Raw genomic sequence first — 24,972 nt, forward strand, 5'->3', positions numbered from 1 at the left:
TATAATTAGCACCTTGTTTATTTTGAGAGTTTTAGCGCCATGCGCAACCAAATTACGCTCGTTTTCAAAATTGTAGGGATTTTCGTTACAAGCTTTAGTTTCACCTACTTAATTCCTATTATTATCTCTTACATCTACCATGATGGTCAGGCGAAATACTTTTTTATCACTTTTTTGATCACTCTCGCCTTAGGATTGATGTTATGGATCCCTTTTCATAAAACTGAAGGTAAGCTCAAAACGCGCGATGGCTTCTTAATTGTATCGCTCTTCTGGACGAGCTTGAGCTTTATCAGCTCCCTGCCTCTGATTATCTCGCCGGCAGTAGAGCTTCCGGTGATTCATGCCTTTTTTGAAGCAACCTCGGGCTTTACCACGACCGGCGCTACCGTTCTGACGAATCTGCAAGATCTCCCTAAATCGATTCTTTGGTATCGAACACAACTTCACTTCTTCGGCGGTATGGGGATCGTCATCTTGGCCGTTGCCATTATGCCACTACTCGGTATGGGGGGAATGGCACTCTTCAAAGTGGAAGTCTCAGGCCCGATCAAAGAAGATAAATTGACCCCTAGAATTGCTCAAACGGCTCGCAATCTCTGGTCTGTCTATCTACTACTGCTATTTGCTTGTATTATTACCTACTATATCGGCGGGATGGATCTTTTTGATGCCATTACCCATGGCTTTACAACCGTAGCAACAGCCGGCTTCTCTAACTATGATGATAGCCTTGGGCACTTTGATAGTAAATTTATTGATATTACAGCGATCATCTTTATGTTTATCAGCTCTATCAATTTTACCACTCACTTTTTAGCCTTTAGACAGAAGAACTTTAAACTCTATTTTGAAAGCAGTGAGTTACGCGCTTTTGTATTGATCTGCTTAACGGCAATCTTCCTTGTGGGGCTTGGGCTATATCAATTTAAGGTATTTGATTCTATTGGTGATATTATTCTTGAAGCGACTTTCGTGGTCATTGCCATGATTACCACAACAGGATTAGCTATTACAGACTTCAGTCAATGGCCTAGTTATCTTCCTATTCTGATTGTTTTTATCACTTTTATCGGAGGATGCTCAGGCTCAACTGCCGGCGGGATGAAGGTGATTCGTATCATTCTATTAACTAAACAGGCTGTTCGAGAGATTAAACTCCTCATTCACCCCCATGGCAAGTTCCCCATACGTCTCAATCGTAAAGTTGTACATCCTGATATCCTTGGCAGCGTTTGGGCCTTTTTAGGTATTTACGCTTTTTCAACGGCGATCTTAACGCTCGTTATGACCGCATTTGGTCTCTCTCCACTCGATGCATTCTCAGCTGTTGCAGCGTGTTTGAACATTACCGGCCCCGGCTTAGGACTCGTCGCAAGTAACTATGGTGCGCTTCCTGAAGGCGCGCTCTCAATGCTCATGTTTACTATGATTCTCGGGCGTTTAGAAATATTTACACTCTTTGTACTCATTACCCCAAGCTTTTGGAGAAACTAACAGGATAACAATGGGTTATATCACCCTTCAATCTTTGGTAAGCTATCATCTAACTATTGACAAAATTTACAAAAACACTCGTTAACTTTTAATAAATTTTATTAATTTTAATTAAAAACAGTTAAAATCATAAACAAATAAATTGAAATGAGAAGTTTAATAAATATTTATTTTTCAAGCTTTGCGGGCATAAGTCATTAATTAATATTATAATGACTACAAGTTATGACAAATAATGATCAATGCCTGATGATAGAAGATTGATATTGAAGAAAGTTGAACCTTCAATATATTTTGAAGTACATAACCTAAAAGAGGGTTTATATTATGACATCCACTACACCTAAAATCTTATTTATCGATGATGATCCAGAGATTCAAGAAATGATGCCTCAAGTCTTGAAAGCGGAAGGATTTGATGTAAGTGTTGGGGGCAATGGTATTGAGTGCTTAGAATTTCTTGAACATACTGTGCCTGACGTTATTATTCTCGATGTGATGATGCCTAAGAAAAATGGTTGGGATACCTTAAAAGAGATTCGTAAAATACATCCTAATCTCCCTGTTATCATGCTCTCTGCTAAAGGAGATAGTATCGATCGTGTGCTGGGTCTTGAACTCGGCGCTGATGACTATATCTCTAAACCTTTTGATGATCGGGAGTTAATCGCTCGTATTCGCACAAGAATGCGTTTACAAACACAAGCACTCGAAGATAATGGGGATGATCGTGAGCAATCATCTGTAATTGAAATCCACGATTTAGTATTAAACCCTGCACAATTTCAAGCAACATTTAAAAAAGAACCGATCAATTTGACTAGTACTGAATTCTCTATCCTCTACTACATGGCAAAACATCGTGGTGAAACCATTAGTCGGGATGAACTGAGTAAGAATGTCTTAGGAAAACGCCATCAAACATTTGATCGTGTTATCGATATGCATTTAAGTAATATTCGTAAAAAATTACCGACTCGAGATGATGGTTTTCCTTGGTTTAAAACCGTACATGGCTTAGGATATCTCTTTTTAGATGAATAAAATTTTTCTCTAGCTCGTTCATATTCAAAGTAATCGGGCTTAGAGAATGAATATAGAGGGGAGTTCATGGGGCGTTTTCAGCTACTCAATCGATTAAGCATTCGCGTCTTTATCACTATTTGGGTCAGCATGGGGCTCATGATCTCCCTTACACTTTTACTGCCTAAATTTGATCAAAGACGAGCATTACCCACCCCTGAAAAAGAGCAAGCTTTCTATAAAACGAAAGTCTCTCACATGCTCTTTAGCTCGCCAACAGATCGCTTTCGAGAGAACAGAGGGGAAGCTAATCTCCTTGTCATTCCCGATGATACGGCTGAACGCTATAATGTTATTCATAATCTTGAAGATGAAAATATCATCAACTTTGTGATTAGTACTCTCCCCACTCATAAAATGTATCAACAAGAGATCGAGGATGTCGAACTCATCGGTCCTATTCGTTTTGATAACGACAGCAATGCGTACTATCTTAGCATCACCGCATTCCCCCAATTCTACTATCTCTCACGTATCTATGATGCGCCCTACCTTATATTTCTATTAATGCTCTTTATCAGCTTACCCTTTGCGGCGCTTTTGAGTTGGTCTTTGACGATTCCAATGAAAAACCTGCAAAAAGCAGCAGAGCGTGTTCGTAAAGGGGATTGGAGTGTTGATCGCTATTTAGAGGAGCGAGGGCCTTTAGAATATCGTTATCTTGCAAAAAGCTTTAACGATATGATTCAAACGCTAAATATCGCACGAGATGAAAAAGCACGTCTATTTGCGAACCTTTCACATGAATTACGAACCCCCCTAACACGCATCCATCTTGCCAATAGCCTTATTCGTATTAAAAATATTGAAGCGATTACCAATGAAGTTAAACGGATTAATGATAATCTCTTATTGGTTGAAGATCGTATTCAAGCAATGCTCTCCCTTGCAAAACAGACCATTTTAAATGAAGTCTTAATGGAAGAGATTGCTCTACCGGATATTTTGACCCCACTCTTAGAAGATGCGGCCTTTGAAGCGGAAGAAAATGGTAAAAAACTGTTATTTAATCCAGTACCTGATATTACTATCGAGGCCAATTCTGAGCTCTTCTTAAGTGGAATTGAAAATATCATCCGTAACGCTATTCACTATGCGGCTTCCCAGATAGCCGTCTCTATTCACGTTCAGAATAAGCAATTGATCATTAACGTTCACGATGATGGCCCCGGTATTTTAGAGAAAGATCTGCCACAGATTTTCGAACCTTTCTATCGAGGTGAACGCCCAGAGGGTATGCAAGATTATGGGGGTTCAGGTTTAGGCTTAGCCATTGTTAATCAAATGGTCACATTACATCGCGGGTCGGTGAAAGCAGAAAATGATCAAGGTCTCTCGATTACAATGGTTTTACCGCTCAAACATAGTAGTTAAAACATCGTAGGTAGAGATACTTTTCTCTCAAAACTATAACAAGGATAACAACTATAGCGCTTTCTTAGAAACGGACCAGATCCCCACTAAAGGTTTCACTTGCCAGAAAGAAGCACCGTACATACGGCCATTCAAATAGATACGCGCCAATGTGCCATCAAGATAAAGCGCATTTTGACAGGCTAATTGCTCTTTGAAATAGCTGGCAAATTCATAAAAGTTTACTTGATCTTCTGTCACTACAAAGTGAACTTCCTGACCATTATTAAGTGCACAAACGCCGCTTCTAATCCGCAGGCTATCTGAATTTTTAATAAAGTAAGGATTATATTGTCCATTCGTTAAGAGCATTGGGCCCGATTGCACTGCATCTTTAATGGTTTGATAATCGCCCTTAAATCGCGCTTGAAAGCGATCGCTATCCATTACAAATGCCCGATTTTGCTTGGTGATATAGAACACACCATTAGGAAACAACGAAAAATTACCTTTCCCCTCATTCGATTTGACTAAATTAAGAGGCATCAGTAATTTTGAGTTCTCTATATGTAGCCCAAGTGGCTTATAATCCTTAGTATAGATCCCAGAATTAATGGCAAACAGCATCTCTTCATTCGCTTGGCGTAAATATTGACCCAGTTTATGAAATGAACCAAAATTGGTTTCAGTAGTGGGGTCTTGCCAATGGTGCACCAAAGAGAGTTGTTTCAGATCGAGAGTGACATCAACATACCGTTTATCTTGATAACGTAACATCGAAACATTTAAGCCATTCTGCATATTATTCGCTGAATCAAGTCCATTTGCCTGACTTGAAGCCGAAAATAAGAGTGAAGCCACTACCGCTGTACCTATCATAGATAGTAACGTTCTCAAACGAGAACAATAATCTTTTTGAGCGACTTGATCACATAATGCTGAATTGGGCTTAAACATTTCTCTTCCCTCAATCTCAGAGGCTAATTTTTAGATTTGTAAGGCTTGGAGAAGCTCTTTTAAGAGTTTTGGATGCGTGACAACTACAGTACCACTTGCTGCGACATCTTCATTACCACGATAATCTGTAACGAGTAATCCCGCTTCTCTTGCAATCAATTGTACCGCTTTCAAAGTCGCTAAATCAAAAGTCGCTGCATAGTAAGCGCTATATTCCCCTTTGATCACAAGCGCACTATCCTTCGCAAAGTCGCCTAGAATGCGTTGCATTCTTGCTCTACGTAACATTGCACCGAAACGAGTGATCTCTTGATCGAGAGGTGCAACTGCCGTTAAAAGCGCCGCATTCTCAATTTTACCATCACTCTTACCAAGGCGAACTCGCTGCTCTTCATCTTCACAAAGAACGCCATCACCTTTAGAAGCTTCCGCAACAATCTTATTAGCAATCGGATCATAGATCACTGCAGATTGTAACTCGCCATCCATCTCTAAAGCCACTGTAATCGAGAAATGAGATTTCATTTGACGGAAATTCTCAGCACCACTTAAACTCACATACCATGAGAAACGAGAGTCTGTCACTTTCCCCGGATGAAAGTTAGCATAATATGAATGATCCGGATAGAAACCGAGTAATCCTTCGATCACATTATTTTCGATGCTCTCGTAGAACTGTTGAAACAGTGCATCGTCGGCACGCTGTTCTAAGTTAAGGCGCTCTAAGCGATAGTAGATAGAACGGATATGACGGCCCGACTCAATTGCCGCCTGTCTTGCAACTTGGGTAAATGAACTCATGAAACTCTCTTAATTGTTAAAGATAAAAATAGATCATCAGGCTCATTCATATGAATCCTGACTCATTGAGGTAATCCTCAAAAATAGCTTTTTATTGTACCCCATTGTGCGCTAAATTCGTATGGAAAATTCAGATTTCGTAAAATGCCGTCAGTATTTGCCGATAAAGTCGATAAAGCCGATCAAATAAAAAACGGTAAGCCGATTATTGCCCACCGTTTTTCTACCCTTTTATTCTCTCTAAATCTCCACGATTAAAGGTATTGTCGCTTCAAACCATCACCAGAACCTTTACGTTTAACCGGAGGTGTAGCTTCTGATGTTTTATCTTCAGATGTCTTGTCTTCTGATATCTTATCTTCTGAAGTGACCTGCTCTGAGGATTGATCCTCTGAAGGCTGATCCTCTGAAGATTGATCCCCTGAATATTCCGAAGTCGAAGTCTTATCCTCAACATTACCCTGCGCTTTCTCATCGGTTACGACAGCTTCTTGTCCATTAGCTGTTTTATTTGCTTCTGTACTATCTGAATTCGTACCATCTGAATCTCCGCCATCCTCAGTTGTTTCCTTTGTCCGTTTTTGCGGATTTTTCATTGGAAAGGCAATGGCAAACCAGAGCATGAGTAATCCTGCCCCCACTAAAAGTGCCGGTAACTTGGTGAAGTAACCGAGGATTAAACTTGCCACCATACCGCCAATAGATGCACCGAGGAATTGACTCGAAGAGAAGAAACCCATCACCATCCCACGATTATGCTCCGGCGCTAAGCGACTCATCAAAGAGGGTTGCATTGCTTCCATCAGGTTAAAGCCCCAGAAGAAGAGCGTCATAAAGATAAGTAAATGCCAATAATCTTCGACAAAAGCTAATGCAATAAGAGAGATGACCAGTGTTGCAATCGCCGTTAAGAAGAAGCCTCTAAATTGACGAAAACGCTCAGCTACACCAATCGCCGGAAAGACTAATAACATCGCAATAACAAATCCAGGAAGATAGATCTTCCAAGAATCTTGTGGCTCAAATCCAGCTTTATCCAGTAAAAGCCAAGGAAATACCGTAAAACCTAAGGTTAAAATTAGATGCAGCATAAAACCACCGAAATAGAGACGGTTAATATCCCGATCTGACCAAGCTTCTTTCATCGAGTGTAGTAAAGGACGCTTCTCTTTACGATTGACCTTATGTTGTTCGCTCTTCGGCAATTGCCAAATGGTCACATAGATCGCAATAATCCCTAATAGCGCACAGAGTGAGAAGATACCAATCCCACCGAGAAAACCATAAATGAGGGGCGAAATAAAGATTGCAAGCCCAAAGGTAATTCCGATACTCATCCCGATAATAGCCATTGCTTTACCACGAATCTCTTCACGTACCACATCACTGGTAAAGGCCAATACTACCGCCGAGATTGCACCGGCACCCTGCACTACGCGCCCCCAGATCGCAAAATGGATCGAATCAGTAAAAGCGATCATCAAACTTCCGATCACAAAGAGTCCCATACCGAGCACGATCGTCACTTTTCGACCGAAATAATCCGATAACGAACCAAAAAGCGGTTGTAAAATAATTTGCGTTAGCGCATAGCTACTGATGAATAGCCCTGCTAAAAAGGGGGTAGAACCTTGCAGCTCCTTAGTATAGAGTGAGTAGATCGGTAAAATAATAAAGATCCCGAGCATTCGAATCGCAAAAAGGCCGGCGAGCTTAGAGCTCAGTAACCAGTCTCCTTTTGAGAGCTTATGCCGGTGATTCCCGTTATCTACTGAGGGCTGCCCTTGATCGGGCGATATTGTTGTTTTATTACGCATTATTATGCCTCTTCTCTAATCTTCTCTTAATTGTAATAATTCCTGATATAGTGCATTTTTCGGGCGACCGGTGACTTGATGTAAAATCCCCGAAATTTGCTTTAAAGGCAGTCCCTCCGCCAGTAAAACTTTGGTTAATTGTGACGCTTCTAACGACTGATTCTCTGATTCTATAATCTCTGCACCTGAAGTGACAACGACAAATTCTCCCCGTATCTCGCCGGGATTATTTTGATAATGTTGCCATAATTCTAAAGCGGAACCATAACGATAATCTTCAAAGCGTTTCGTCATCTCTCGTCCTACAAAGATTTTCCGATCTTCCCCAAAAGTGGTAACAAGATCTTCTAACATCGACTCAATACGGTGACTAGATTCATAAAATACCTGAGTATGTGGAACTTGACTTAATGGCGCTAACTCATTGAGGCGTTGCTGTTTTTTAGATGATAAAAAACCGATAAAGGTAAATCGATCTGTGGCAATTCCCGCAACCGAAAGCGCTGTAATCATCGCACTCACGCCAGGAACAGGAATCACTGAGAATCCTGATTCCCGTAAACTACGTACAATGGTAAAACCAGGATCTGAAATCAGCGGAGTTCCTGCATCTGAGATAATCGCCACATCTTCGCCAGCGGTTAAGTACGCTTCGATACGTGCAATGCGGCTCATCTCATTATGTTCATGAAGTGATAATAATGAGGGAACATGGATACCAAAATGTTGTAGTAATCTCCCCGATACTCGAGTATCCTCAGCAAAAACGGCTGTAACACTTCGCAATACTTCAATTGCTCTTGGCGTTAAATCTTGCAGATTTCCAATAGGGGTTGCGATAACATAACAAGTTGACATTCATTCACTCTTTAGCATTTTAAATAGAGTGATCAGTATAACAAGAGAACGATAAAATGACGACACACAAAGCAATTGGCCAACAAGGAGAAGCCATTGCACAAAACTATTTAATCGCACAAGGATGTACTATTCTGCGAACCAATTATCACTCTCGTTACGGTGAAATTGATATTATCGCCGAGGATTCAGCCGGCGTTTTACTCTTTATCGAGGTGAAATATCGTAAAAATGAATTTTTTGCGAGCGCGGCTTCCTCCGTCACCTCTCAAAAATTACAAAAAATAGCGCAAACTATCGCCTGTTACCTACAACAATATCCCACAACGCAACCCCTTCGCATTGATCTGATTACCATTATCGGGCAATCCCCTTATCAAATTGATTGGCTGCAAAATATTACGCTTTAAAAGAGACTATATCTCCAGCGTGATAATCCCCAATCTGCCGGCGCACCATGGCTAAAAGAGCGGGATATTTCTCCCCGGCGATGCGATACGTTTTCTGAGTCGTTTAAGATAAAGTCTGATTCTCGGCGGGAGGGAATGCTTGCAAATTCAGAATGATCCCGCACCCGCAGATGAGCGATTACCTAATCTCTCGATAAGAGAAAATACAACCTGCCGGCTTGTGCTTCTCATAAATGAGGATATCCCCACAATCTGCCGGCGCACCATGGCTAAAAGAGCGGGATATTTCCCCCGGCGATACGATACGTTTTCTGAGTCGTTTAAGATAGAATCTGATTCTCGGCGGGAGGGAATGCTTGCAAATCCAGAATGACCCCGCGCCCGCAGATGAGCGATTACCTAATCTCTCGGTAATAAAAAAACCACAATTACCGTAGAATAATTGCGGTTCCTAAGAATGATTTATACTAATAGTGACGCTTTAATCGCTTCATAATCCCGTTTTAAGCGGATATTAGTTTCTAATTCTTCGGCAATCTTATCGTATGCATGCATCACTGTTGAATGATCACGCGCAAATTCTCGGCCGATCTCCGGTAAGCTATGATCGGTTAATACGCGGGCAATATACATTGCTAACTGCCGAGGTTTCACGATATTCGCTTTTCGGGATTTCCCTAGAATTTCACTCATATCCAGATCGAAATAACTGGCGACCGTTCGTTGAATATTCGCAAGGGTAATCTGCCGATCTTGAATTTCCACTAAATGACGAAGTGCTTCTTGAGCAATTTCAAGCGTTAATGGCATACCTTTAAAAGAGGCCATCGCATTCACTTGTTTCAATGCCCCCTCTAATTCACGCACGTTTGCCCGTACCGTTTCACCGATAAAGAATTTAGTATCTTTAGGTAATTCAATACCCCAATCTTCCGCTTTCTGCTCTAAGATTGCGACCCGATGCTCAAAATCTGGCGGTTTAATATCCACCGTTAAACCTGAAGCAAAGCGAGATTTTAGACGCTCTTCCATCGCTTCTAACTCTTTTGGATAACGGTCACAGGTTAAGATCACCTGGTGTCCACCATCAAGAAGTGTATTAAAAGTATGGAAGAAAACCTCCTGAGAGCCACCCTTACCTGATAAAAGTTGAATATCATCAATCAATAGTGCATCAAGGGTCCGATAGAAGTGGCGTAACTCATTGATCGTATTATTGCGCATACTCCGTACAATATCCTCGATAAAACCATCACAATGCTGATAAATGAGCCGCGCATCAGGATACTGCTCTTTGATCGCATTACCGACCGCATGCATTAAATGCGTTTTACCAAGACCGGTATTCCCGTAGATAAAGAGCGGATTGTGAGAAGTCCCTGGATTTTTAGAGACTTGCGCACAAGCAGCTAAGGCAAATTGATTCGATTTCCCTTCTACAAAATTCTCAAAACTAAAATCAGGATTCAGATTACTCGTCTCAATAGATTGCTCACGAATAGAGTCCTTCGTGACATTCCGAGCTTTACCGGTTTTATTCTTGACACGCTTAATCTGTTTTTTGACTTGATGATCTTCATAATCAGATTCAGTACCAAGGCCATAACGAACCTCAACTTCCTGATCTGTCGCATCAAGAATGGTATTCTCCAAAAGAGTTTTAAATTTAGTTTGAACACCGCGTAATACAATCTCATTTGCGGCTAGCACCATGACATGATCATCTTTAAACACCACTTCAAGCGGTGAAATCCACATGCTGAACTCTTCTTCAGACATTTGATCTGCAAGAAGCTCAAGGCAATTATCCCAACTAAATTTCATCATAAATATAAGACTCTAAATTCTAACAATCGGTAAAGGTTAATAAAAGACAACTATTGTCGATAGGAAGTTTCCTCCATCAATCAACTAGATGCCGAAGATCATCGCGGTTAAGAGGAAGTCCGCTACGAGAATCAATAGTGATGAGATCACCACCGTATCTGTCGTAGAGCGCGCAATTCCGCTCGCCGTCGCTCTGCCCTTTAAGCCGATATAAAGCGCAACAAGGTTCGATATTATACCGAAAACAAAACTTTTTAAAACTACCCCAAGACCAATATCTACCCCGAAATCAACTCCAGATTTCATTTGCGACCAATAAGCACCGCCATCAACGCCAAGAGAAATGGTTGCAACGCCATAACCGCCGATAATACCGATCACACTAAAAAGAAGCGCTAGAATAGGAACGGCTAATACACCCGCCCAGAAACGAGGCGTGAGAATATATTGCACAGGATTAATGGCCATCAGCTCATAACTTGCCCACTGCTCTGTTGCGCGCATAAGACCGATCTCAGCCGTTAAAGAAGAACTTGCACGCCCTGTATAAAGAAGCGCTGTTAATACGGAACTCAATTCCCGGAAAAGTGCCAGTGCGACAATCGTCCCTACTGATGCCTCTGCTCCAAAGTTGATAAGATTCACAAACCCTTGAAAACAGAGCACCATTCCGACAAATAGACCCGATAGAAGAATAATCGGTAATGAGAGAATTCCAAGCTGATAGAGCTGGCGAATAAAGAGCGAAGGTTTCTTAAAGAGATACCAAGAATTAATCACAATATTGACTAATAATTGAGTCGCTTCCCCTACATGAGTGAGAAAATGCCGAGTTTTGCTCCCCGTTGCTACAATTAGATTACTCAAAACAGAACCTCCTCTAATGGTTTTGTCGGAATATGAAATGGCACAGGTCCATCTGCATCACCATTAATAAATTGTTTAACCCAAGGATTAGGATGATTACGAATATCATCCGGCGTTCCTTGCGCAATAATTTTTTTCTCCCCTAAAACACAGACATTATCTGAAATAGAGAGCACCTCTTCTACATCGTGGGAGATGACAACGCTCGTAATCTTAAGTGCATCATTCAAATTTTTAATCAGGCGAATTAAAACGCCCATTGAAATCGGATCTTGTCCGGTAAAAGGCTCATCATAGAGTAGCAATGCTGGATCTAAAGCAATGGCTCTTGCAAGCGCTACACGACGTGCTTGTCCGCCTGATAATTGTGAAGGATAAGAATCTTTAAGCGCACGAAGCCCAACTGATTGCAGCTTTAAAAGCACTAAGGTATCAATCATTGAGTCATTGAGATCAGTATGCTCCCGTAGCGCAAATGCCACGTTGTCATATACCGTCATATCGGTAAAGAGCGCACCCGATTGGAAGAGAACACCCATTTTGGTACGAATTTCATAGAGATTTTTAGTAGAGATCGAACCTAGATCATGCCCCATCAATTCAACTTGCCCGGCATTGGGCGTCATCTGTCCGCTCAACATTTTAAGAAGCGTGGTTTTACCCGAACCTGAAGGCCCTAAAATAGCGGTAATTTTTCCGGTTGGAATCTGAATTGATAGATTATTGAAAATCTGCCGATCACCAAAGCTCAATTGAATATCGGTTAATTCGATAATATTCTGCTTAGCTTGCATCGAGATATGCTCCTTCTGATCTCTCTTCTCCATTATTCTCTACCCTTTGCCCCTTGTTCTATAATTCTCTTATTCTGTAATTCGTTCATCACGATTCAATTCAAATTTTGATGCTGCTTTCTTAGATAGCGTCTTTCCTAATCTCTTCTTTTGGAATTCAAGAATAGTAACGATGTCACGAAGATCATAATATATTTATATTCCCTTATATTCCCCGCAGCCAATCTCTTGTCGGCCGTTGACGCGCACGCAAATTAACTCCGATACCAGCAATCATCAAAACAAACATCAAAATTGCGCTCCACATCGGGATCGATAATCCCCAAAGCGACCAATCAATTGCGCTACAATCTCCGCCGGTAAGGAGTAAATCTTTCACAATTTGATAATCGAAAACTTCCGTAATAGCCAACGTCGTCTGCGCGCAACCTAAGGCATCACTCGGATTCAACTGTAGATAAACGTGCTTTCCGGCAATGATAAGCCCTAAGATTCCCACTGCAATCGTCAAAATAAGAGAAATTGCGGAAAAGAAACGGGAGCCTTGTTTTACAAAAATAGCACTTAACCAAAAGACCGCAGTAAATAGCAAGAATACGCCACGCTGTAACATACAGTAAGGACATGGTTCTAATAACTGCACATCTTCTAGGTAGAATTTGGCAAAAGCAATGGATAATAGAGGGATAAGCCCTAAGATAAAAAATAGACCGCGAGGAGACATTTTGAGGAACCCTTCTGACGACTTTGAGGACTAAATATATTATCACGTTTTGTGGATAACTTCTTCAGATAAATCACCCGACTAAAATGATAATTTTTTAGATAGATAACCTTATTGAAGCGATATTGAGGTAAAAAAATTTGATATTACAAACAACCTAAAACCTAATCATTTTGTATCACTATTCCATGGATCTCATCACTATAAACCACGAGAGAATAAACTTTTAGAGAATAAAAAAACCTGCACATAGTGCAGGCTTCTTAAAATATGGCGTCCCTACGGGGATTCGAACCCCGGTTGCCGCCGTGAAAGGGCAGTGTCCTAGGCCTCTAGACGATAGGGACTTTATGGTGGAGCTAGTCGGAATCGAACCGACGACCTCTTGCATGCCATGCAAGCGCTCTACCAACTGAGCTATAGCCCCAGACTTGCTGTCTGAGGAGTTGTATAATAGGAGATTCATCAAATGTTGTCAATTTAAATATTGCGCAATTTATAACCATAAATAAGATTGGTATAGAATCGGCTAAAAAACTATTTAAAAAAACAATATTATAGTCAATTTGGTTTAAGAAAAATGTTTTTTAAGTAGTGAGTGGAGTTTTAAAAAAACATAAAACCTGACTCCCCAACACTTGCAATATGCCGGATAGAACGGCTTCTTTTCCTCGAACAACCGATGCACGGGCATTTCAATAACGCTTATTTTGAACCGATATTACTATATAAAACCACAGCCGGTTGATAGAGCCTTTTCTGAATTATGAATGAGATGAATGATCTATTGATAGAACTATAGAGACATGAGATATACATCAGCTCGACACAGCGAAAAATGTTTGCCTTAATGATTCCAATCACCCACGCCAACAGATCTATCAATCTAACAAAAAGTTACAACATAAGTCATGAGCATCTAATTTTAATAAAAATTACCATCCAAAAATAAAACCCATAAAAACAAAATAGATACAACAATAACCAACCCCTTATGGAAATCGCTTCCCTAACCTATTTATTTTCAATCTATATTACTTAATATAGGTTAAATTGATCACCAATCACTTAATAATATCTATCTTTACAATTATTTACTTAATTATCCATTAAGGTCTTTATAAAACAAATCATTAGATGATAATCATACATAAAATTACCCATGAGATTTGATTTTTTCTAACTTTATTGATTTTCATCTATCTTCAATATAAAACCTCAAAATAACCTTAAACCGCCTTAAAAGGATATTGTGATTAGTCATTTTTTCATGTAATGACAACGAATAATCAAAAAATATTAATTAATCCTAAAACAATATTTACTTTTTATTAAACAAGGTTTACTATTTGCCGCCTGTTACAATTACAGTAAAAAAAATTAAGTATTGTTATTTTTTGTCATGAGGATTTTATGAAAAAATTATTATTATCTACTGCTATTATCACTTCTCTTTTCACTATGGCTCAAGCAGAAGAAGCACTCATCCCTGCGGGGTCAGCTTCAGGTGAAATCACATTTGAAGGAACGATTACTGCTGCGGGTTGCACATTACTACCTGTTAAGAATGTTCAATTAGGTTCTTTATCTGTTGCATCTATCAATAAAGCCCCTGGATCATGGGGTAGTTCTAAAATTGAATTTGTAGACTGTAACATCGACCTTCCTGGAGGTACGGAAAAAGTTGAATCAGTCACTCTTACCATTCCAAAAGGTACAGCAGCTACCCAAGATAATCTATGGGCCTCTCTTGGAACAGCCAAGAACGTTGGAATTGAAATTAAGATCGCAGGTCAAAAAGTGTCTCCTGAAGGAGTCACAGGTGATGAGCTTACGGCTGACGTTAATACTGCGACGAATACCGTCACTTTCCCAGTACAAGGACGTATGGTGAAAGATACTGAAGGTGTTACTGCCGGTACAGTGAGAACAACCATCAACTTCATCGCAGATTATAAATAACTGTATTGCGGTATCAAGGGGATGAAATAACCGTTGAATCTATTAAAACCTCTTCGTTATAAATTCTAACTGTCCCCCAAAAGAGTAAGTATTTCATGCTACATGGTAATACTTACTCTTTTATATTTCCTTCAGATCTTATTTATCTTTCATTTAATATTTAACATAGCACTATAGATAGCTGGCGAGATAATATGCACCCCTTTAAACAACATTGGATAATGCTAGGATGCTTCCTTTGTCTAAATCCGGGATTTTCATTTGAATTTGATAATGAGATTTTAGAGTCGTTAGGCTTTGATAATGTCGATTTAACCATCTTCAATGGTAGCGAGAATAAGAGATCAGGCGAATATATCGCGAATATCCAAATCAATGAACAAGATATTCTCCGCAATCACTCTATCTACTACTATGTCGATGGGGATCATAGTCGTCTCTGTTTTACAGAAGCGCTTCTTCAACGATTACCTTTCAAGTCTGACTTTATTACAAAAGTACAGAAAGCGCCCCACTATGAATTCGATTCTAATATCTGCTATGGCGTTGAAGATTATGATTCACAAATTCATATTGATTTTAATGAAGCAATGCAACAGATCAATATCCAAATGCCCCATGCCTATATCACAGACTTTGATCCGAACTGGGTTCCCCCAGCACAGAGAGATCACGGTATCTCTGGCTTGGTCTTCGATTACAACTTACTTCAGACTTTTAATCGTCATAAGACAGGCGCTGGTTTTGAGAGCCGTAATAACCTCACAAGCTATGGTGCTGTCGGCATCAATATCGGCCGTTTTCGCCTTAGAAGTAACTATCAATATGATAAAAACAGCCATTCTGGACAAAAACTAGAGTGGGTGCAAACCTATGGTTTTACAGATATTGGCGCATGGAATGCCCATCTCTACGCCGGGGAGATTTACACCAGAACCAATCTCTTCGACTCTACGCGCATTAAAGGGGTGAGCCTTTTTACGGATGAGAATATGATGCCTAATTACCTGCAAGGCTATGCGCCCCAGATTACAGGCACAGCCCGAACTAATGCGATTGTCACAATTAAACAATATGGTTCGATTATTAAAAGTGTTCAAGTTCCCCCTGGGCCATTTATTATCTCTAATCTCCCCTCTTATCTTAATGGAGTGGTCGATGTCAGTGTGGAAGAGAGCGATGGCTCAGTCGATCAATATCAAGTGAATATCTCCCAAGTGCCTTTTTTAACTCGGAAAGGGGCGCTTCGCTACAATATTAATGCAGGAAAACTCAGCCCTTTTAATGAAAAAGGGGTTGATACCAATCTTATCGCCTTTGATGGTTCCTACGGATTAACCAATAATATCTCCCTATTAGGGGGCGCTCAATATACGACTAATGGAGAGTATCTTGCAGTCAATACCGGCGCCGGCATCAATCTTGAGAACTTTGGTGCAATCTCATTTGATGTGACCCATTCTATCAATAAAGCAGATTCAAATAGGGTATTGAAAGGACATAGCTATCGTTTCAATTATGCAAAACGCTTCGACAGAGGAACAACACTGAACTTAGTGGGTTACCGATTCTCTAGTAGAGATTACACGAATCTCAATAACTATATTCAACAAAAATCCTTACATGCTCGCCATAGCCCGCGAGAAAAGCAGCATCTATCCATCAGTGTCTCGCAAACCTTGCCGATTTGGGATATTAATTTCACAGCTTCAGTCTCTCGTTCACGTTATTGGAATAATGAATCCCAATCCCATTATAATATTTCAGCCAACAAAATTATTCGAGATGGTCTTTTTGCTAATACCTCGATAGCTCTCACCTTATCCCACAAAAAATCAAAATATTCCCCTACAGATAATCAAGTAGGTCTATTTATTAATATCCCGCTCGAATCACCTGATGCTTCACTCTCTTATAGTGGATCAATGAGTAATAACAATCAGAATGTATCGCAGCAAGTGAGCTATAGTGATGCGGGTCTTGGCGGAAGATACTCTATTGGCGCGGCGGTGGATCATCCTCGTAATTTTAGTGACGCCATTAATTACAATCTCTCCGCGTCATACTATACAAACTTCTACTTTGGTGGTTTTACCGGTATGGGGAATTACTCGGAAGATCAGCAGAGTTTAAATACAAGCTTTAATGGGTCACTCACGCTTACACAACATGGTATCACTGCACAACCGCAAGTCTATGATGAAGGTACGCGCTTAATTATCGATGCCAATGCGCCCGGCGTTGAAATTAGTGGTGTGCCTAGTAAAACTAACCTTTTTGGTATTGCCGGTATCAGTAATATTCCCGATTACTATCGTATGACATATCAAGTTGATAATGACAACCTCCCTGACAATGTGGAGATTCAAGATAATGTCATCGAAGTCGCAGCCACTAAAGGGGCTATTGCTTACCGCTCATTAAAAGGCATTACCGGGGAGAAGTCTCTCTCTACTATCACCCTTCCTGATGGTTCTTATCCGCCTTTCGGCGCAGGCGTCTATCGCATCTTCGACCAAAAAGAGATGGAGGTCGCCATTGTGGCAGATCGAGGTCGCACTTACATCACCGGTCTCAATAAAACCGCAATCTTTATTATTAAATGGGGAGCAACGAATAGTTGTCGCATAGAAATCCCTTCAATGGATCCTCACACACTTCAACAACTCACCTGTTATCCGGAGTAAATATTTATGAAAAATTCAATTAAAACAGTAATTCACCGATCAATCAAAATCGCTTTTTTCGTTACTGTAGGACTCTTTAGCACAACAGCCTATGGGCAATTAAGTCTTGACCGTACGCGGATAGTGTTCGATCGAGCCAAAACGAACTCGCAATCTATTACGCTCACCAACACTAATCCTGAAGTACCTTACCTTGCTCAATCATGGATTGAAAATGAGTATGGTCATAAAATTGAGGACCCTTTAATTGCGCTCCCAATCCTGCAGCGATTAGAACCTAAACAAGAGAAGCAAGTTAAAATCTCACTATCAGGCGCGAATAATCTTCCGACCGATCGTGAATCTCTCCTCTATTTTAATGCGCTAGGTATCCCACCTAAAGGGAGCAGCAGTGGCGGTAATGAAGTGAATATCGTTGTTCAATCTAAGATTAAGCTCTTTTATCGCCCGAAAGGTTTACCCGAGTTCCCCAATAATGGCTGGATCAAAAAGTTAGAGGTGAATAAACAAGGAAATCAATATACCTTGACCAATCCAACGCCTTATCACCTTGTTATTCTAGGATTTAGTAGCGGTCAAAAAGGACGTTTTATTGAAAAAGAGATGATGGTCAAGCCCTTTGCAACGGAGACCGTTAAGTTATCTTTAGGCAATACCCCGACAATCCATTTTATTAATGATTTTGGCAGCACCGAATCTAATCATTACGAATGTCAGAGCGCTACATGTAAGCTAATACCTTAATCTATTCATCAATATCTTTCACGAATGCCTTTCATGAATACCATTCATGAATGAGTACTGAAAATGAATAGAGAATAGAGGTTAATATTGCCATGTTAAAGAGAGAGAAAATGAACATATTCAAAAAACTCTTCACAGCAGCCCTGTTGTTAATCACATCGAGCAGCGTCAGTTTTGCAAGTTGTTATTTGTGGAAGTTTCAATCCTCCACAGGCAGGGTCATATCACAGGGAGGAAATCCCGTCATTACAGAGCTTTTAGATATTGTACAAAATGCCCCCCCGATTAGTTATAGCTTTACCGCACGCATCAGTTGTAGTATTGGCAATGGAAGCACGGCAATACAAGATCTTAATCTAGACCGGAACTTTACAACGAATAAGGAGAGGATAGACCGGGATTTTCGACCCACGTCCACTCAAGGTACCGCAAAAATTGTCGTCCGCAGTGATACAAAAACATTACTCGATGGTACCTCTAATATCTTTACAGGTGAGCGTACAGGAAAGACCGAGAGCAGCATCACCAATACTCGCAATGTGCACTACGATATTTCATTTACCATACCCGCCATTCAACTAATGTCGGATGAATTTCTAACAGCCGATAAGATTGATCCGGCAGGCTATCGGACAGGTGGGTTTATGCTTCGTATGAATGATATTAATACCAGCCCTGACTTCTTCTTCTATTTGTATGTCAGAATCAAGCCCATGACAATGGATTGCACAAGTCGCACCTTTGATGCGGTGATGAATCGTTCCCGCATTGATTTTGGAGCGATTGCGAAATCTGATCTCAACAGAGGTAAACAATTCCAACAACCTTTTGCGATGACAATCACTAAAAAACCCAGCAATTGTACCCGTGATATAACCCCAAAAATTACCTTTGAATCAGCGAACCTATTCGATAATCACTCGGTAGATCTCCATAATGGCCTTGTGCTTCGCCTTAAAGATCAAGATGGTGAGATCATTGAATTTGGTCAACCGGTAGGGAAAAAGGTTATTCCCGGCAATCAAGAACAATTTCAGATTCAAAATCAATTTCAAGCAGAGATTGAACGTTCTCCCAAAAAGGATGCGATTAAAGATGGTCATTTCTCAACAACGATTATCTATAAAATGGAGTATCACTAATACATTGATCACATCATGTTAGTGATTCTTTATCACAAGGCTGCGATAGGTTATATCGTAAATTTGGTTTAAGAAAAATGGGTTTTAAGTAGCGAGCGAGATTTAAAAGATTATCAATTTTACTAAACAACACTTGCAAGATGCCGGATAGAATAGCTTCCTCGCTTTTTATAGCCGATGCGCCGGCATTTTGATAAGCTTATTTTAAACCGATCTGACTATGAAAGTGATATATAAAAAACGGTTACACTGTATGTAGTGTAACCGTTTTATCATCTCTATTCATCGTATCAGACAATATAAGATATATGAATATACGACTAAAGACCGATATACAGTGATCCTTGAAGGATTATCCTTGAAGGATTCCGTCGATCTTCTTAATTAATCCGCGCTTTCTCTTTCTGCTCTTCGATCTCTTTACAATCGATACAAAGTTCAGCTGTCGGGCGTGCTTCTAAGCGACGAACACCAATCTCAACACCGCAAGTATCGCAGTAACCATAATCATCAAGACCTAAGCGACGAAGTGTCTTTTCGATTTTGGCGAGTAATTTACGCTCACGATCCCGAGTTCTGAGTTCTAATGAAAAACCTTCTTCTTGCGTTGCTCGATCATTAGGGTCAGGGAGATTAAATGCTTCATCTTGCATATTATTCACCGTCTTTTCCCCTTCTTGAACTAATGCCGCACGCCAACCCTCTAAAATGAGGCGGAAATGCTCTTTCATCGCATCGTTCATATACTCTTCACCCTCTACAAACTCATAGGGCTTGAAATCTTTAAACTCTTGATTTTTCATTAAAATCCTCTCTAACCTCTTTTGCAACAGTAATCATATATTGCATCATTACTATGACAAAGAAGAGATATAAAATATATAAGTACCTTAATAATAGATATTAATAATTTACATTGATTATTATATTAATAATTACTTTAATTGGCGTAGTGAAATTATCAAAAAAACAACATTACAGAAAAACAAATAATTTTATATAAGTTGCTAATTAATAATAGATTACAAAGTAAAGTAATGGCTTATATTACAAATACATTATTCTAATTCTTGTCTCAGAGCCATCATAATGTGGGCAAAATGATACAACAACTTGAAGTAAAAAGATACCATTTAATATCGCTACTCGATATCTCTACTCATTGAAAATAGATCAGTTATCACGCGACCGTAAGCAATAGAATTTTACGGTCACATTGAGATCATTCAAGTGCCTCAAAGGGGCATTACAATCATTAAAGCTCGCGATACTCTCCTTCATAGAGTTTACCGTTGGCCTTCCCATTGACTGTTCCATTGGGCTCTGTAGAGGCCCCTTGCCCTGGGTTATTTTGATTATTTTGGGTAAAACCATACATATTATTCATATTGCCATGCATATTACCATTCATCTCACCGCGCGCTTGTGCTTGGCGTAAGCCCTCTTCCATCTGTTTACGCACCTTGCGAACTTTCCACCAGAAATAGCCCCCAAATACGAGCGCAATGGCTAAGCCGATTAAGAAGATCGCAACGCCGAAGAATGCGAAGAATATTAATGAAGCCACAGCAATAATCGTCGCGGCGATACGTTGCATGAGGGATGCCGGTTTGCCATCAATATATAATTGGTTACTCAAAATGAGCCTCCTAAAACAGTAGAGCGCTAATCAACTATTAGCATAAGAGTCATTATGACCAAGATTCCTTAAGAGAGACTTAAGCGCTGATAAAACCATGGTTTTGATGAATAATTATCATCACAGATATTCATTCATCACAGACAATCATAATGCGATTTTATAATAATGGTGACGATATCCACGCTATTCAATATCTGCTTTGAGAGATAACACATCAAATATCGTATATTGCCCTGCTTTTTGCGTTAATAACCAATTTGCACATTTCACCGCCCCTTTTGCGAACAGCGTGCGATCAAATGCCGTATGCTTGATCGTGATCTCCTCTTCTAAACTGGTGAAAGTCACTTCATGCTCGCCGACAATCGAACCGCAGCGTGCAACCGAGATGCCGAGCTGATGCGGTTCTCGTGCGCCATCACCGACGGTATAAGGGGTAATGGTCTCGCCTCTTGCCTGCTTTGCCCGCTCAATATCAGCTATTAAAGTCTTTGCCGTACCTGATGGGCTATCCACTTTAAAGCGATGATGTCGCTCATGGAGATTAATATCAAATTCATCGCCCAAAGCCTTCGCCACCACTTGCACCAGATAGCGCTGCATCGCCGCACCGATACTAGTATTGGTCGCCACAATCACCGGCACTTGACGACTTAATTGCCCAAGCTGTTCACTGAGCGCTGCTTGATCCCAACCCGTTGTGCAGATCACTAATGGCTTAGGATTCTCAACTGCTGCCTCTAACAAGCTCACAGTTAATGAGGCATGAGAGAAGTCAATCACCACATCATTACCGGCAAAGACCTCTGCAAGTGACACTTCTCCTGCTAATTCATGGCTATAAGAGGGCCCAACCGCAAGCCCCGCTCTCTCTACTTCCCTACTCACTGCCTGCCCCATGCGACCACTAATGCCGATAATGCCTATTTTAGTCATACTTACTCTTCCTTTTTCTAATTAAAATAATGCTATAAATATAGAGCTTTATGATGCCCTATACAATAGCGATTTTATAGATAAAAAAGAGTGAACCTGATGCCCATCTATTGAATTTTGTATTACATTATTCACAATAGATCAATAATCAAACGCAATGACGCAACTATCTATATCAAAAGATCACAGATTAAGAGATAAAAAACTGAATCAACTTAATTCGCTTAATCGAACTGGTCATTTCAGTAAGTTACCTTCTTTATACACATTATTTATAATGCGTCACAAAGGTCACCGTTGCTTCAACACTTCCCGGTGTTGGCATAACATTTTTACCATAGTCCCCAACGATTCGCCCTTTTACAATAAATAAGGCGGTCTTATTAACAGGATCTATATCTGCTTCATAATAATCTGTTTTTTCCTTACCGGTAACAGAATGAGAACCATTTTTATCAATAATGGCAACATCAACATAGACATTTTTGGCCGTGCCTTGATTTCGCCAAAGCCACTCAGTTCCTCTATTTCCCCAGTCGATAACATCCCCAGGTAAAATAGAGAGATAGACAGCAGAAATCCCAGAATCTATTTCACAATCGATAAATTTCAACAGCCCTTGTGTCCAAGTATTTTCATGTAGCGCCGTACCACTTAATTGAGCAAGTGTTGCAACGGTTACGGAACCCAAATCTATCGTTGTCGAATTACCCGATACTAACGTACATCCTTTCTCTGTAATCGCACCAGAAAATTTTACTTGACCATTAGAACCCGCCACAGGCGAGGTATCAGCCCATACTGCTGATAAAGAAGTTAAAATAGCTATGACTGTTAAATTTAGTTTTTTCATGATCCGCAATGCCCATTTATTATTTTTTACCGTTACTTAAACCCAGCTCCATATACAACGTTATTCAAACCACTCCTTGTTTGAATAGTGATAACCAATTGATTAACTTATTATTGACACTTTTAATAAAGATCACCACATATCAATATCACATTACCACACTTAAAATATAAATAAATAGAAAACAACATCTTCAATATATTATTTTTTACTTTTACAAAGTAGATATCATAAATTGGAATATTCCGTTAGTAGTTATATTTTGACATTATTGATTATATTTTTATATTTTCACCACATATTCAAATACTAATTAATTTAATAAACAACATCATAAAAAATTGAATTGTTTGTATTCTCATAGTAAAACACGCGTAAAGATCAACAAATAATTATAGTTGTAAATTTAAGTCAAAAAATATAGAATTCAACACAATATATTGCATTATGCATATTATTATTCTATAAACCGAGACCAGATTATATTGGGTAAATACTACATAGATGGGATTAAATATTCAATAAATTCAAGTAGTTGGTGTTTTGCCACAAATATTTTTATTCACTACAACTTGATCATTTGTCTCTTTTTTATAATTATTTTATTACATATTGGGTTGTTATATTTATGAAAAAATTAACATTAGCGCTAATCACCACATTATCACTTTCTACTATATCCTTTGCTGCAAATGCAGTTCCCGGATCAAATGGACAAATGAAATTTTCCGGCGCGATCACTGAAAGCGGATGCAACATTGTCACAGGTAATGGATCCACGATTGATTTAGGTTCTCATACAGTTGCATCCATAAGACAAGCAGCTAGCAACTGGACACAAGGATATATTAAATTTGTCGACTGTCAGATGGATTCAGGTATCTCCGCAGTATCCCTTCAAGTAGTTCCTGGGGATATGGTAAATGTATCAGGAGAAAGATGGCTATGGAAAAATCAAGGAACCGCAAAAAATGTTAATTTAGATGTTGTCTTCATTGGCGACGAACCTGGTTATACCCTAACATCATCCCCGGCATCATTGACGGCTACTATCGATCCAGTCAATAGAACTGCAACCTATATTGTTGCAGCCAGAATAATACATAATTCTGAAATTACAGAAGGCTCTATTGAAGTGACCATCACTTATATAGCACACTACAAGTAATAACAATTCTTTATAGAACAATCAAATAAAACAAATTATATACAATAATGACTATGAGATTAATTTTATAACTTATTGGATATAAAAGAGAACAACTTTATTATATATATTTTTTAAATCTTATTTACATTACGATATTAAGAATATATAATTGCGTCATGTTTTTTAAACGGATGTAAAAAACTTTCAACTTTAAATATTTTAATTATGAGAGGTTTTATGAAAAAATTAGCTTTAGCATTAGTGGCAGCAATGTCTCTTTCTACTGCAGCATTTGCTGCTACCGAAGTTGCAGGTAGTACTGGACAAATCAAATTCACAGGTCAAATCACTGAAGCAGGTTGTACTATTGTGACTGGTAACAGTGCAACTATTAACCTTGGTTCAATGTCTGTTGCTTCAATGGATAAAATCGGAAACTCAGGTTGGTCTCAAGGTCAAATCAAATTTGAGAATTGTAACTTAGAGGGTGGCGATAGTAAACTTACTTCAGTTGAACTCACAATTAAACCTGGTACTACTGGTGGCAAAGATGATGCTTGGTTTAATGAGGGGGATGCAAGAGGTGTAGGTGTCCAAATTCAAATCGCTGGTGATGAGCCTGCAGTACCAGTTCCGCCTGCAGGTTTAGCAAAAGCAATCTCGGCAAAGATTGACCCTGTAAATGATACTGCTGTTTACACAGTTTCAGGTCGGATGGTTAAAACATTTGAGGACAGTACTAAGGTTGGTGCGGGTTCAGTTGAAACAACTATGACATTCGTAGCAAGCTACAAATAATTTCAGATTATTAAATCTTTAATATTATTGATTAAATAATTAATCAAGGATCCCTAGAGCTTTTCTAGGG

General features: G+C 39.6%; 22 protein-coding genes and 2 tRNA genes. 10 read left to right on the forward strand and 14 right to left on the reverse strand.

The genetic code is table 11. From position 1 onward, the window contains the following. Window positions 1-39: 39 nt before the first annotated feature. From DC083_RS04155 to DC083_RS04165, 3 genes are all read left to right on the forward strand, one after another. Window positions 40-1,497, forward strand: a complete 1,458-nt coding sequence (locus DC083_RS04155; protein ID WP_109189005.1) for a potassium transporter TrkG — start codon at window positions 40-42, stop codon at window positions 1,495-1,497. A gap of 327 nt (window positions 1,498-1,824) precedes the next feature. Then, on the forward strand, window positions 1,825-2,541 hold the full coding sequence (locus tag DC083_RS04160; protein WP_109189006.1) for a response regulator: 717 nt from the start codon (window positions 1,825-1,827) through the stop codon (window positions 2,539-2,541). Between the two features lie 66 nt (window positions 2,542-2,607). Next, window positions 2,608-3,954 (forward strand): ATP-binding protein, encoded by a 1,347-nt coding sequence (locus DC083_RS04165; RefSeq protein WP_109189007.1) that lies wholly within the window; start codon window positions 2,608-2,610, stop codon window positions 3,952-3,954. A gap of 51 nt (window positions 3,955-4,005) precedes the next feature. On the opposite strand, the gene DC083_RS04170 is transcribed toward DC083_RS04165, so the two are convergent. The 4 genes from DC083_RS04170 to rsmI form a co-directional block, all read right to left on the reverse strand. Beyond that, window positions 4,006-4,890 (reverse strand): phosphodiester glycosidase family protein, encoded by an 885-nt coding sequence (locus DC083_RS04170; protein ID WP_109189008.1) that lies wholly within the window; start codon window positions 4,888-4,890, stop codon window positions 4,006-4,008. A 30-nt stretch (window positions 4,891-4,920) separates the two neighbouring features. Continuing rightward, window positions 4,921-5,691, reverse strand: coding sequence for an inositol monophosphatase family protein (locus tag DC083_RS04175; protein ID WP_109189009.1), 771 nt, complete (start codon window positions 5,689-5,691; stop codon window positions 4,921-4,923). A 254-nt stretch (window positions 5,692-5,945) separates the two neighbouring features. Then, complete coding sequence (locus DC083_RS04180; protein ID WP_109189010.1) at window positions 5,946-7,508, reverse strand: MFS transporter; 1,563 nt, start codon at window positions 7,506-7,508, stop codon at window positions 5,946-5,948. 15 nt (window positions 7,509-7,523) lie between these two features. Continuing rightward, window positions 7,524-8,366 (reverse strand): 16S rRNA (cytidine(1402)-2'-O)-methyltransferase, encoded by an 843-nt coding sequence (gene rsmI / locus DC083_RS04185; RefSeq protein ID WP_109189011.1) that lies wholly within the window; start codon window positions 8,364-8,366, stop codon window positions 7,524-7,526. A 56-nt stretch (window positions 8,367-8,422) separates the two neighbouring features. Between rsmI and DC083_RS04190 the strand changes: the two genes are divergently transcribed. After that, the gene (locus DC083_RS04190) at window positions 8,423-8,776 is read left to right on the forward strand and encodes a YraN family protein (protein ID WP_109189012.1); all 354 of its coding nucleotides are present in this window, start codon (window positions 8,423-8,425) and stop codon (window positions 8,774-8,776) included. Between the two features lie 462 nt (window positions 8,777-9,238). On the opposite strand, the gene dnaA is transcribed toward DC083_RS04190, so the two are convergent. From dnaA to DC083_RS04220, 6 genes are all read right to left on the reverse strand, one after another. Beyond that, window positions 9,239-10,603 (reverse strand): chromosomal replication initiator protein DnaA, encoded by a 1,365-nt coding sequence (gene dnaA / locus DC083_RS04195; protein WP_229822429.1) that lies wholly within the window; start codon window positions 10,601-10,603, stop codon window positions 9,239-9,241. Between the two features lie 84 nt (window positions 10,604-10,687). Beyond that, window positions 10,688-11,470, reverse strand: coding sequence for an MlaE family lipid ABC transporter permease subunit (locus DC083_RS04200; protein ID WP_109189013.1), 783 nt, complete (start codon window positions 11,468-11,470; stop codon window positions 10,688-10,690). Next, on the reverse strand, window positions 11,467-12,297 hold the full coding sequence (locus DC083_RS04205) for an ABC transporter ATP-binding protein (RefSeq protein WP_229822430.1): 831 nt from the start codon (window positions 12,295-12,297) through the stop codon (window positions 11,467-11,469). Before DC083_RS04205 ends, DC083_RS04200 begins: the two co-directional genes overlap by 4 nt. Window positions 12,298-12,469: 172 nt before the next feature. Next, window positions 12,470-12,988 carry a disulfide bond formation protein B gene (locus tag DC083_RS04210; protein WP_109189015.1) on the reverse strand — a complete coding sequence of 173 codons (519 nt, stop codon included), beginning with the start codon at window positions 12,986-12,988 and terminating at the stop codon, window positions 12,470-12,472. Between the two features lie 271 nt (window positions 12,989-13,259). Further along, window positions 13,260-13,335: transfer RNA gene (locus DC083_RS04215), tRNA-Glu, on the reverse strand. A gap of 4 nt (window positions 13,336-13,339) precedes the next feature. After that, a tRNA-Ala gene (locus DC083_RS04220) sits at window positions 13,340-13,415 on the reverse strand. A gap of 986 nt (window positions 13,416-14,401) precedes the next feature. Here DC083_RS04220 and DC083_RS04225 point away from each other — a divergent pair. The 4 genes from DC083_RS04225 to DC083_RS04240 all read left to right on the forward strand — a co-directional run bounded on the left by DC083_RS04225 (window position 14,402) and on the right by DC083_RS04240 (window position 19,523). Further along, the gene (locus tag DC083_RS04225) at window positions 14,402-14,950 is read left to right on the forward strand and encodes a fimbrial protein (protein WP_109189016.1); all 549 of its coding nucleotides are present in this window, start codon (window positions 14,402-14,404) and stop codon (window positions 14,948-14,950) included. 194 nt (window positions 14,951-15,144) lie between these two features. Beyond that, the gene (locus DC083_RS04230) at window positions 15,145-17,637 is read left to right on the forward strand and encodes a fimbria/pilus outer membrane usher protein (protein ID WP_109189017.1); all 2,493 of its coding nucleotides are present in this window, start codon (window positions 15,145-15,147) and stop codon (window positions 17,635-17,637) included. 6 nt (window positions 17,638-17,643) lie between these two features. After that, window positions 17,644-18,381 carry a fimbrial biogenesis chaperone gene (locus tag DC083_RS04235; protein ID WP_109189018.1) on the forward strand — a complete coding sequence of 246 codons (738 nt, stop codon included), beginning with the start codon at window positions 17,644-17,646 and terminating at the stop codon, window positions 18,379-18,381. Window positions 18,382-18,491: 110 nt separating this feature from the next. After that, complete coding sequence (locus DC083_RS04240) at window positions 18,492-19,523, forward strand: fimbrial protein (protein ID WP_109189019.1); 1,032 nt, start codon at window positions 18,492-18,494, stop codon at window positions 19,521-19,523. Between the two features lie 380 nt (window positions 19,524-19,903). On the opposite strand, the gene dksA is transcribed toward DC083_RS04240, so the two are convergent. The 4 genes from dksA to DC083_RS04260 form a co-directional block, all read right to left on the reverse strand. Continuing rightward, the gene (gene dksA, locus DC083_RS04245) at window positions 19,904-20,326 is read right to left on the reverse strand and encodes an RNA polymerase-binding protein DksA (protein ID WP_109189020.1); all 423 of its coding nucleotides are present in this window, start codon (window positions 20,324-20,326) and stop codon (window positions 19,904-19,906) included. Window positions 20,327-20,778: 452 nt separating this feature from the next. Next, window positions 20,779-21,162 carry a hypothetical protein gene (locus DC083_RS04250; RefSeq protein ID WP_109189021.1) on the reverse strand — a complete coding sequence of 128 codons (384 nt, stop codon included), beginning with the start codon at window positions 21,160-21,162 and terminating at the stop codon, window positions 20,779-20,781. A 186-nt stretch (window positions 21,163-21,348) separates the two neighbouring features. After that, on the reverse strand, window positions 21,349-22,101 hold the full coding sequence (dapB, locus tag DC083_RS04255; RefSeq protein ID WP_109189022.1) for a 4-hydroxy-tetrahydrodipicolinate reductase: 753 nt from the start codon (window positions 22,099-22,101) through the stop codon (window positions 21,349-21,351). A 268-nt stretch (window positions 22,102-22,369) separates the two neighbouring features. After that, window positions 22,370-22,954 carry a fimbrial protein gene (locus DC083_RS04260; RefSeq protein ID WP_109189023.1) on the reverse strand — a complete coding sequence of 195 codons (585 nt, stop codon included), beginning with the start codon at window positions 22,952-22,954 and terminating at the stop codon, window positions 22,370-22,372. A 628-nt stretch (window positions 22,955-23,582) separates the two neighbouring features. On the opposite strand from DC083_RS04260, the gene DC083_RS04265 reads away from it, so the two are divergent. Both DC083_RS04265 and DC083_RS04270 read left to right on the forward strand, forming a co-directional pair. After that, window positions 23,583-24,122 (forward strand): fimbrial protein, encoded by a 540-nt coding sequence (locus DC083_RS04265; protein WP_109189024.1) that lies wholly within the window; start codon window positions 23,583-23,585, stop codon window positions 24,120-24,122. 219 nt (window positions 24,123-24,341) lie between these two features. Then, window positions 24,342-24,902: a fimbrial protein gene (locus DC083_RS04270; protein ID WP_157954890.1), complete on the forward strand. Its 561-nt coding sequence runs from the start codon at window positions 24,342-24,344 to the stop codon at window positions 24,900-24,902. The last annotated feature ends 70 nt before the right edge of the window (window positions 24,903-24,972 follow it).

This window comes from Ignatzschineria ureiclastica (assembly GCF_003121845.1).
Taxonomy (GTDB): Bacteria; Pseudomonadota; Gammaproteobacteria; order Cardiobacteriales; family Wohlfahrtiimonadaceae; genus Ignatzschineria; species Ignatzschineria ureiclastica.